Origin of the sequence: Nocardioides sp. 616, assembly GCF_002930065.1 — a bacterium.
In the GTDB taxonomy this organism is placed as follows: domain Bacteria; phylum Actinomycetota; class Actinomycetes; order Propionibacteriales; family Nocardioidaceae; genus Nocardioides; species Nocardioides houyundeii.
Genome location: NZ_POAG01000017.1, coordinates 80,004 through 90,178 on the forward strand (window position 1 = coordinate 80,004; position 10,175 = coordinate 90,178).

At 70.0% G+C, this 10,175-nt stretch carries 8 protein-coding genes; 6 read left to right on the forward strand and 2 right to left on the reverse strand.

Annotation, left to right across the window (positions count from 1 at the left end; all coding sequences use genetic code 11):
- Positions 1–27: 27 nt before the first annotated feature.
- Both C5H89_RS19105 and C5H89_RS06845 read right to left on the reverse strand, forming a co-directional pair.
- The gene (locus tag C5H89_RS19105; protein ID WP_205304907.1) at positions 28–183 is read right to left on the reverse strand and encodes a hypothetical protein; all 156 of its coding nucleotides are present in this window, start codon (positions 181–183) and stop codon (positions 28–30) included.
- Position 184: 1 nt separating this feature from the next.
- Complete coding sequence (locus C5H89_RS06845) at positions 185–853, reverse strand: class E sortase (RefSeq protein WP_162799266.1); 669 nt, start codon at positions 851–853, stop codon at positions 185–187.
- Between the two features lie 78 nt (positions 854–931).
- Here C5H89_RS06845 and C5H89_RS06850 point away from each other — a divergent pair, with 78 nt between their 5' ends.
- The 6 genes from C5H89_RS06850 to C5H89_RS18895 all read left to right on the forward strand — a co-directional run bounded on the left by C5H89_RS06850 (position 932) and on the right by C5H89_RS18895 (position 10,112).
- Entirely contained in the window at positions 932–3,037 is a 2,106-nt protein-coding gene (locus C5H89_RS06850; RefSeq protein WP_162799267.1) for a hypothetical protein, read from the forward strand.
- A gap of 189 nt (positions 3,038–3,226) precedes the next feature.
- Complete coding sequence (locus C5H89_RS06855) at positions 3,227–4,477, forward strand: ABC transporter substrate-binding protein (protein ID WP_104106297.1); 1,251 nt, start codon at positions 3,227–3,229, stop codon at positions 4,475–4,477.
- Positions 4,455–5,210, forward strand: a complete 756-nt coding sequence (locus C5H89_RS06860; RefSeq protein WP_104106298.1) for an ABC transporter ATP-binding protein — start codon at positions 4,455–4,457, stop codon at positions 5,208–5,210. The genes C5H89_RS06855 and C5H89_RS06860 overlap by 23 nt, the downstream gene beginning before the upstream one ends.
- 14 nt (positions 5,211–5,224) lie before the next feature.
- Positions 5,225–8,107, forward strand: a complete 2,883-nt coding sequence (locus tag C5H89_RS06865; protein WP_162799268.1) for a branched-chain amino acid ABC transporter permease/ATP-binding protein — start codon at positions 5,225–5,227, stop codon at positions 8,105–8,107.
- Between the two features lie 38 nt (positions 8,108–8,145).
- Positions 8,146–8,787, forward strand: coding sequence for a neocarzinostatin apoprotein domain-containing protein (locus C5H89_RS06870; RefSeq protein ID WP_162799269.1), 642 nt, complete (start codon positions 8,146–8,148; stop codon positions 8,785–8,787).
- Positions 8,784–10,112 carry a hypothetical protein gene (locus C5H89_RS18895; RefSeq protein WP_162799270.1) on the forward strand — a complete coding sequence of 443 codons (1,329 nt, stop codon included), beginning with the start codon at positions 8,784–8,786 and terminating at the stop codon, positions 10,110–10,112. Before C5H89_RS06870 ends, C5H89_RS18895 begins: the two co-directional genes overlap by 4 nt.
- The last annotated feature ends 63 nt before the right edge of the window (positions 10,113–10,175 follow it).

Genomic DNA, 10,175 nt, shown 5'->3' on the forward strand with positions numbered 1-10,175 from the left:
GCAACCCCGTCCGGACCGGTGCGGCCGTCAGCCGACGACCACCTGGTCGATCGGCAGGTGCGGCTCGATCGCGGGGAAGACCCAGGTCATCAGCACGAAGAGGACCAGCAGGGCCAGCAGCACGCTCTGCAGGGACTTGAGCAGCGTGGATCCGGGCAGCAGGCGCCAGATGAGTGCGTACACCTCAGACCTCCAGCTCGGCCGGTGGACCTGCCGCGACGGACCGTTGCTCGACCAGCTGGGCGCCGACGACGAGTCGCTCGCTCGATCCCCAGCGCGGGTGGCAGGTCACCAGGGTCATGGTCTGCGCGGTCGGCTTCCTGCCCGGCTGACCGGGAACGGGAGCGACGACGTCGAGCTGCGTGGGGGCGACGATGCGGGACCAGGTCACCTCGTAGGTGTACCAGCCGTCCGGGGCCTCGACGTAGACCTTGTCGCCTTCCAGGAGCTGGTCGAGCTGGGCGAAGGGCTCGCCGTGGGTGGCTCGATGCCCGGCGACGGCGTAGTTGCCGACCTTGCCCGGCAGCGCGGTGTCGGGGAAGTGGCCGGGGCCGTCGTTGAGCGTCTCCAGCGCCACCCCTTCGACGACCACCCATTCCCAGTCGTCGCCGAGGCGGGGGATGTGCAGGACGTTCAAGCCGTCCCCCGTCTTTGGCTTGGCCTTGTGGCCCTTCGGGTGGTCGCGCTGCTCGGCGCGGAACTCCTCGAGATGCCCGGCCTGGGCGTACGAGGTCTGCACATTGGTCCAGACCAGCAGGTAGAAGGCCAGCGCCGCGAGCAGCGCACCCAGCGTGAGCATCAGCTCGGCCAGCAGTCGCAGTGCCGTGGCAGCACCGGCGGTCGAGACACTCAACACACTTTTAATATATCATCTAGACCTGACCGCCGCGGGGTAGCCCGTTGGTGCAGTCCAAGCGCTCAGGAGTGTTGCATGCCGAACAGACGTGTGCGCGGTTTCCTTGCGTTGGCCGTGATCGCCGGTTCGGCCCTTCCCGGGCTGACGGCGACCGGCGCGGCTGCCGAGGTGCTCCCCACCGTGCCGACTGGTGGCTGCTGGACCTACGTCCCGGCCGCGATGGCGCCGATCGAGGATCTGACCGCTCACGTCGACGTGAGCACCGCGCTGGAGCCGTGGACGCCGGCGCCGGCCCTCCCGGAGCTGAGGTTCGCCAGCGGCGGAGACACTGCGGTGGGCGGCAGTCGCACCTTTGCTGTCAGCATCTCCGGCGGCCCGGGAGTCACCGCGCAGGCTGTGGAGACCACCGGGACCGTGGCGTACCTGGTCGACCTGGTGGACGCCTCCGGTGTCCGGACCCGCCTGGCGCCCGTGCTGGCTCCCTTCAGCCTGGCGCCCGGCGCGGTGGCGATCCCGGCGACGAGTGCCACCGGCGCGGCACCGCTGACGCTGCCAGGCACCTCGATGCTCGTCCTGCGCAGCGTCATCTACGACCTGCCCACCGTTGGCCAACGGGTGGTCTGCAACGGTCAGGTCGAAGGGGTCCCGGGCGGAACCAACCCGGCGACCATCCCGCTCGACCAGCCGGTGGTGACCCAGTTCGGCGTGTCACCTGGGACCGGCATGGAGATCACCAACGTCAGCAAGCAGCGAGTCGACACCGCGGCTCGCGCGGGGGACGCGATCGACCTGTCCCTGGCCGGATTCCCCTCCGAGGTCAGTGTCGACCTGGCGGTGTGCACCAGGGTGGTGGACGAGAGCGAGGCGCCCACCTGCGGGACCGCCGTACCGGTGCTCACCGCCCTCGACGGCACTGCGGTGGCGTCGATCCCGGTGGCCGAGGAGGTCACGGCGGGGGACGGCTTCGTGCGGGCCTCGGTGACCGGTGGCCCGCTGGTCGTCGAGAGCTCCATGCAGGTGTTGGGTGAGCCGAGCGTGGCGCCGCACCCCGACGCGAGCCCGAAGAAGTGGCGCCTGGTGGGGGAGCAGTGGGACCCCGCCAAGCGGGTCCACCTGAGTCTGATGGACGCCGAGGGCCGGCGGATCGGACCCCGGGTGGTCGCCAAGGCCGGTGCCAGGGGTCGGATCCGGGCCCGTCTGGACATCCCGTCGCGTCGCACCGCGGTCAAGATCCGCGCCGTGCAGCGCAAGAGTGGCCGGCTGGTCACCTTCCTCGACCTGGATAAGGCCGGACTGACCCGTACGCCGGGCGGTTCCAAGGGCGGCGGTTCCAAGGGTGGCGGGGGCAACGGTGGCGCTTCCCAGCAGGGTGGATCCACGGGCGGCAGCGCCCAGACCCCGAGCGTCGTCCCCGAGAGCACGACCGCCACGGCCGCGCGGGGACCGGTCCAGATCCCCCTGCCGCGCGACATCAAGGTCGACGTGGTCGAGGAGGAGCCCGGGAAGCAGGGTGGCTCGGAAGAGAAGCCGGTGGCGAGGTCCGGCGAGGTCGCGGTCACCGAGGCCGTGCTCGTGGGTTCCGCGGAGCTCAGCGACCTGTTCGGCGGCGCGCCTTCGCGGGTGCTCCGGATGGTGGTGGAGAACGTCAGCAAGGTCGACGCCCGTGCGCCTGGCCTGACGATCGCGGTCGGCAAGGCCGAGGACGCCGAGCCGGTCTACGTCAGTGACGGCTTCGGCACTCTCGAGCCCGGCGAGTCCCGGGTGGTGGAGGTGCCGATCTCGCTGCCGATCGGCGCGTTCGGCACCTATACCGTCTCGGGGCAGTTCGGTGAAGGCGAGACCGGGGGTTTCTCCCTCACGTGGGAGACCTACCCATGGGGTCTGTTCGCCCTCAATCTGCTGGGTCTGCTCCTGATCGCGTGGGCGGTGCACCGCCGCCGCAACGCATTCCGGCCCGAGCTGGCCGTCGCCCTTGCCGGGCCTCCGCGCTCGGACGGCGAGCCGGTGGCGGGTGACGGCGAGGCGATCATCGACCTGGCCACGCTCACCCGGTGGTGGGACCTGCAGGCGGCCCCCGGCCCGGACCGCGAGCCGGCGGCGCTCGACGACGCCGTGGTGGATCTGGCTGCCATGGACCGCTGGATGACGCTGCGCGCCGACCGAGATCTCAGCTTGAAGTGAGACGGGCCACTATGGTCCGTGGCGCAGAAGCCGATATCGTATATAGTCTGGCCACCAACCGAGGGGGTACCCATGGCTCAGCCAACGGATCGCAGATCGTCGTCGCGTCGGATCGACCGGTCGCTGCTGGTGCGTTCGAGTCTGGTCGGTGCCGCGCTCTGTCTTGCCCTGGCCGGTTGTGGAGCCTTGATGCCCGGCAGTGGCGGCTCCAGCGACACTGCGACCACCGGACCGAGCGTCAGTGGCGACTCGGTGAAGGTGGTGTTCGTCGCGGTCGACCTCGACAGCGTCAAGGAGACGACGGGCTTCAAGACCGCTTCGATCGGTGACCCGGAGAAGCAGGTGCAGGCCCTCGAGGACTGGGTCAACGACAACGGCGGCCTCGGTGGCCGCTCGCTCGACGCGGTCTTCCGGTGGTACGACGCGGAGACCGACTCGCCGGCCACCGAAGAGCAGCTGTGCCACTGGGTCACCCAGGACGAGAAGGCCTTCGCGGTCGTGCTCACCGGGCAGTACCAGTCGAATGCTCGCCCCTGCTACGCCCAGCGGCAGACGCTGATGCTCGACATCTCGATGGTGGCCAACGACCGCGCGCTGTACGACGAGCTGGCGCCGTACCTGTGGGCGCCGAGCTTCCCCGAGTACGACGCCTTCGTCACCTCCTACATCAAGGCGCTGGACAAGGAGGGCTTCTTCGACGGGCGGGACAAGGTCGCGATCGTGGCCGCCGACTCCCCGGTCAACGACCGGACCGTGAAGAACCTGGGGGTGCCGCAGCTCAAGAAGCTCGGCATCGACGCCGAGGTGGCGTGGGTCGACACCACCGACATCGGCACCTTGTACATGGGCCTGGAGCAGGGTGCCATCACCTTCGCCACAGCCGGCATCGACCGCGTGATGTTCCTGGGTGGTTCGCGGCTGGCCTCGATGTTCGCGACCATCGCGGGCTCGAAGGAGTTCGACGCCACCTACGCCATCTCCAGCTACGACAACCCCTCGTTCTTCGTCAACAACCCGGGCACCGTGCCGAGCAACACGATGAAGGGCATGGTCGGCATCGGCTTCCACCCGCCCCAGGACGTCGCGGACGACAAGATGCCGTTCCCCGCCAAGGGTGCCGAGCAGGACTGCCTCGACATCTTCGCCGAGGTGGGGGAGACCTTCGAGACCCGCGAGGCCGCGCGGGTGGCACTGCCCTACTGCGACGCCGTGAAGCTGCTCAAGCTGGGCGCCGACGGCGTCGAGGGTCCGCTCAATGCCGCCGCCTGGGGCGAGGTCGTCGACAAGGACGGCGTCAACTTCCAGACCGCCTCGGGCTTCGGCAACGCGATGGGCAACGGAACCCGCGCCGCGGCCGGCGGCTACCGGGTGATGAAGTTCTCCGAGGACTGCGACTGCTTCGTCTACGAGGGTGACGATGTCCCTTTCGACACGAAGTGACACGGTCCCCGCGCTGAGGTGCGAGGGGATCAACGCGTCCTACGGCCCGGTCCAGGTGCTGTTCGGAGCCTCGCTGCGGGTCGAGCGGGGGGAGATGGTCGCCCTTCTCGGGCCCAACGGGGTCGGGAAGTCAACCACGCTGCGGGTGATCGGCGGACTGCTGGCACCGAGCTCGGGGTCGGTCCACATGGGGGGACTCGACGTCACTGGCTGGACTCCGCGCAAGCGGGTCGAGGCCGGTCTGAGCCAGGTCGTCGGGCAGTCCGCCTTCGGGTCCCTGAGCGTGGTCGACAACCTGTCCATGCACGGCTATGCCGCCAAGGACAAGAAGTGGGTCAAGGAGGCCGTCGAGGCGGCGTTGGCGATCTTCCCCAGGCTCAACGCGCGCCGCAACCAGCCCGCCTCGACGCTCTCAGGTGGTGAGCGACAGATGCTGGCCCTGGCGAAGGCGATCGTGAACGACCCCGACCTGCTGGTCATCGACGAGTTCTCGCTGGGCTTGGCCCCCGTGGTCGTCGGGGGCCTGTGCGAGCTGGTGCGCCGGCTCAACGAACGGGGTGCCTCGGTGCTGGTCGTCGAGCAGTCCGTCAACGTGGCGCTCTCCCTGGTCCATCGCGCCTACGTGATGGAGAAGGGCGAGATCATCGCCGAGGAGGCCGCCTCGGTCCTCGCCGAGGACCCCGAACGGATCCGCAGCCTGATGCTTGGCGGACATATTGCGGAGGCCGTGTGAACAGCGTGAGTGCGATGGCCGTGACCGACATCAGGGTGGCCCTGCTCGGCTTCGACTTCGGCGTCGACCGGTTGGCGCTGGGCCTCTTCGCGGGCCTGACCTACGGGCTGCTGGCCATCGGTCTGGTGCTGGTCTACAGATCGAGCCGGTTCGTCAACTTCGCCCACGGCTCCATCGGCGTGTTCGGAGCCTCGGTCCTGGGCCTGCTCGCCGCGGACTGGGGTCTGCCGTACTGGCCCTCCTTCGCGGTGGCGATGGTCGTCGCGGCCGGTCTGGCAGCGGGCATCGAGTGGCTCGTCGTCCGACGGCTGGTCGGACGCCCCGCGATGATCGGGATGATCGCGACCCTGGGGCTCTCGCAGTTCATCCTGATCTTCGCGCTGATCATCAACGCCGACGGCGTCAGCGGGTTCACCTTCCCGCGGCCGCCCGGTCTTCCCGAGTTCGAGCTCGGCGCGACGAAGATCAGCACCCCGTACGTCGCGATGATCGTGCTCGGGCCCCTGCTGCTCATCGCTCTGGCGTGGTTCCTGCGCGAGCACCGGGTCGGCATCGCCATCCGTGCGGCGGCAGACGACAAGGACGCCGCTCTGCTGGACGGGATCCCGGCGCGCCGCATGGCCACCCTGGCGTGGGCCATCGCCGGCGCGGTGGCGGCCTTCTCGGCGATGCTGGTGACCCCGACCACCGCCGGTCAGTCGATCGACACGCTCGGGCCGGACATCCTCCTGAAGGGACTGGCAGGCGCGGTCATCGCCCGGATGTCCTCGATCCCGATCGCGGTCGTCGCCTCCCTGGGAGTCGGCGTCCTCGAGCAGTTCCTGCTCTCCAACCCCGACACCCGCAACACCGTGCCGCTGGCCCTGGGACTGATCATCGTGGTGGCGCTGCTGCGCCAGCCGGCGCTGGGTCGCGCGGCTCGCGAGCGCGTCGGCTGGCAACGGATCGTGATGAACCCGTTGCCGCCCCAGTACAACCAGCTCTGGGCGGTGCGCTGGTTCCCGCGCGTCATGGGCGCCGCGTTGATCGGCGCCGCGGTCGGCCTGGCCTACGTCGTCTCCAACTCCACAGCCTCGGCGATGACCAACGTGGTCGGCTTCGCCCTGGTCGGTCTCTCCGTCGGCCTGCTCACCGGGGTCTCCGGGCAGCTCTCCCTCGGTCAGTTCGCCTACGCCGGCATCGGAGCCGCCGTCTCGGTGCACGCCGTCGCGAACACCGGGAACTTCGTGCTGGGCCTGGCGGCGGGCATCGCCGCGGCTGCCGCCACTTCGGCGCTCGTCGGCATCCCCGCCATGCGGCTGCAGGGGCTGGCGCTGGCCGTGTCCACCCTGGCCCTGGCTCTGGCGACCACGAGCTGGCTGCTGCGGCTGGACAGCTTCCTGGGCTTCGGCGTCCAGCCGGCGACGCCGACGGTCTTCGGCTACGCGCTGACGATGGGCGTGGACTACTACCTCTTCGCGCTCCTCATGCTGGTCGCGGCCATGTGGGTCGTGGGCAACCTGCGGCACAGCGGCTTTGGCCGGACGTTGCAGGCCATCCGCGACAACGAGGACGCGGCTCGTGCGTTCACCGTGCGATCGCGGGTCCGCAAGCTCCAGATCTTCGCGATCTCGGGCGCCGTGGCCGGACTGGGCGGCGCTGTGATCGGACACGGACAGACCCAGCTGACGGTCAACTCCTTCCCGGCCTCGGCAAGCATCGACGTGGTCGCCATCGCCGTGGTCGGCGGTCTCGTCCTCACCGGTGGACCGGTGCTCGGCGCGATCATCATCATCGGCATCCCGACCATGTTCAGCCTGGGGCTGGCGGGCAGTGCGGCGCTCTCGATCGGCTGGCTGCTCGTGGTCGTCATGATGCCCGACGGGCTCGGCGGCATGATCGGCAAGGCGCGCGACTGGTGGGCCGACGGAGTGGCCCGTCGAGCGGGGATCGACGTGCAACAGGCAAGGCACGGAACGGTGGGCGAGCCCGTCTCGCCGCTGGCCTGCCAGCTGCGGCTCGAGGGACTGCGCAGCAGCGCCCGCCACGAGGCGGGGGATGACGGACTCCCGGTGCTGTCGGTCAGCGGCGTCACCCGTCGCTTCGGGGGAGTCGTGGCGGTCGACCGCGTCTCCTTCGAGGCCGAGCAGGGCGAGATCATCGGCATCATCGGGCCGAACGGGGCCGGGAAGACGACCCTCTTCGAGATCATCGCCGGGTTCACCGCTCCCAACGAGGGCCAGATCGGGTATGCCGGGCGAGACGTCACCAGACGCACGCCCGAGCAACGGGCTCGAGTGGGACTTGTCCGCTCCTTCCAGGACGCCGCTCTGTTCCCCACGCTGACGGTGCACGAGACCCTGATGCTCGCCCAGGAGCGGCACCAGCCGTCCCGGTTCTGGAGCGCCGCGCTCGGTGCGCGGGAGGCCGAGCGGCGCAAGGCGGAGATGGCAGACGACCTCATCGATCGGATGGCGCTCACGCCGTTCGTGCGTCGACAGGTCTCCGAGCTGTCGACGGGCACCCGGCGGGTGGTGGAGCTGGCCTGTCTGCTGGCGCTCGAGCCACGAGTCCTGCTGCTCGACGAGCCGTCCGCCGGGATCGCGCAGAGCGAGAGCGAGACGCTGGGCGAGCTCCTGCTGGGGATCCGTCGCGAGCTCGGCACCACGATGATCGTCATCGAGCACGACCTGCCACTGCTCTCGCACCTGAGCGACCGGATGATCGCGATGAACCTGGGCCGCGTCGTCGCGGTCGGCACCCCGGACGAGGTGCGCGAGCACCCCGAGGTGGTCCGGTCCTACCTGGGCACCGACGAGAACGCGATCTCACGTTCGACCATGCCGGCCGGATCCGCGACGGCCAACCCGTCGCAGTTCTCGTCGACCACCGATCCCTTCGCCGCACACACCCCGTAGCACTGCCCCGAGTCATGGCCGAACCGAGGAGAAGCACCATGGGAAGCACAACGACACTCGCCAAGATGATGGCGGCGCTGATCGCGCTGTTCGTGGTCGCCATCGTCGGGGCGCCGCCGAGCCTTGCCGCCGGCCCCTCGTTGGAGGTGAGCGCAAAGGACGGGCTCAAGGACGGTCAGCAGGTGACCATCTCGGGCAGGGGGTTCGCGCCGGGAATGGGCCAGATCGCCGCCGGACAGTGCATCGAGGGCTACACCGGCCCGAGCCACTGCAACCTGCAGGGTGGTGCCACCTTCCGCAACGCCGACGGCGGCGGCTCCATCGGGACCTTCACCATCGTGGTGAAGGAGAAGTTCGGGGAGTACGACTGCACCGTGCAGAAGTGCGTCATCGCCGCGGCGCCGCTGCCCACCGCCGAGGACGCCGCGACCGTCGCCGCCAACCAGGTGGTCATCCCCGTCACCTTCGGTGGTGCCGAGCCGGCCGCCGCCACGGCCGAGACTTCCGCTGAGGAGACGACCCAGGGTTCCACCGACGATGGCGCGGCGGCCACCGACGACACCCTGCCACAAACTGGCGCCGGTGAGGTGGTGGCGTTGTCCTTGCTCGGGGCACTCGCTCTCCTCCTCGCCGGCGCTGGCCTCGGCCTCGGCGCCAAGCGTCTGGGCAGGCTCGCATGAGGCCCCGCAGTCTGATGGCGGGGGTGGCGGCCGCCTCGCTGGCGCTGCTCGCCCTGCCGCTGGCCTCCCCGGCCGTTGCCGCGCCTGTCACCTCGACGCAGACCAACAAGTGTCAGACCGACACCTTCCCGATCTTCGACTGGGCCACGACGCTGACCACCACCGCGGTCACCGACGGGGCCGAGACGGTGCTCGAGATGCAGACCAACGACCTGCCCGGCATCGTCCCTCTGGCCCTGACCAACGCGGGGGTCGTGGGGACCATCGTCGCCTCGGTCAACGGGCAGGACGTGACCCTCACCGGGTCCGGCACCACCAGTGCCGCCGCCCGCACCCCGTTGCCGATGCCCAAGGTGATCGCACGATTCCCGGGGGCTGCGTCTCCGCTGTCGATCGTGGTGAAGCGGATCCAGTTCGACGTCTCCGCGATGGGGGCCAACCTGCCGACGCTGTGCCCGCCGGGTGGGGTCGACATGGCCTGGGCACTCGGCGACGTGGCGGTCGACGGAGCTGCCGGTCCACTCCCGACGGTCGCGCCGGTGCCCTCTGCGGCGCCCGTTCCCACGGCCGCCCCCACGGCCACCAAGACGCCCAAGCCGACGAAGACCCCCAAGCCGAGCAAGAGCGCCACGCCTGGCGGCTCTGGCGGCTCTGGCGGCGGCGAGAGCAAGGGCACCGCGGCTTCGGGGAAGGTGAAGTACGCCTGCGTGCTGCAGCCGTTCGGCAGCGACTTCGACTACACGCCGAGCATCTCCCTGGCCGCGTCACGCGCCAAGGAAGGGGTCGACAAGGTCACCCTGGCCGCGAACCTCAGTGAGATCCCGGGACTGGCTCCGGTGCCGATCGACAACGGCACCATGCAGGTGACCCTGCAGGCCAAGATGGGCGGCGAGCCGGTCGTGCTGAAGGGCAGCTCGACGGTCAACGCCGCGCCCTACGGCACGGTGCCGGTGCCGACCCTCACGGCCGAGATGAACAGCTCCGCCGAGGAGGCCGACGTCGAGGTCAGTGCCTTCGCGTTCGCCTTCGGTGAGATGTCGGGGGTCAAGATCACCGCCGACTGCAAGGTGAGCTCCGGGGGCAGCCTGGGTGCGGCCCGGTTCGGGGTGGGAGAGATCTCCGCCTCCAACGGCTCCGCGGGCGGCTCGTCCGGTGGCTCGTCGTCGGGAAGCGTGACGTCGGTCAGCGCCTCCGGCTCCGGGGAGACCCTGCCGCAGACGGGCTCGGGTGCCCCGCTCGCGCTGCTCGCCCTGTGGTCCAGCGCGTTCGTGCTGGGTGCCGTGGCGCTGATGCTCTTCCTCCCGCGCCGGCGACAGGACGCCTGAGCCGCCGGGGGCATAAGCCTGGTCGAGGACACCAGTGGCGTTGGGCAACGGTTGTTGCCCAAC

Excerpts from the sequence above, each read along its gene's own strand:
- C5H89_RS18895 (WP_162799270.1), top strand. The coding sequence starts at position 8,784 with ATGAGGCCCCGCAGTCTGATGGCGGGGGTGGCGGCCGCCTCGCTGGCG.
- C5H89_RS06870 (WP_162799269.1), top strand. The coding sequence starts at position 8,146 with ATGGGAAGCACAACGACACTCGCCAAGATGATGGCGGCGCTGATCGCG.
- C5H89_RS06865 (WP_162799268.1), top strand. The coding sequence starts at position 5,225 with ATGGCCGTGACCGACATCAGGGTGGCCCTGCTCGGCTTCGACTTCGGC.
- C5H89_RS06850 (WP_162799267.1), top strand. The coding sequence starts at position 932 with ATGCCGAACAGACGTGTGCGCGGTTTCCTTGCGTTGGCCGTGATCGCC.
- C5H89_RS06855 (WP_104106297.1), top strand. The coding sequence starts at position 3,227 with ATGCCCGGCAGTGGCGGCTCCAGCGACACTGCGACCACCGGACCGAGC.
- C5H89_RS06860 (WP_104106298.1), top strand. The coding sequence starts at position 4,455 with ATGTCCCTTTCGACACGAAGTGACACGGTCCCCGCGCTGAGGTGCGAG.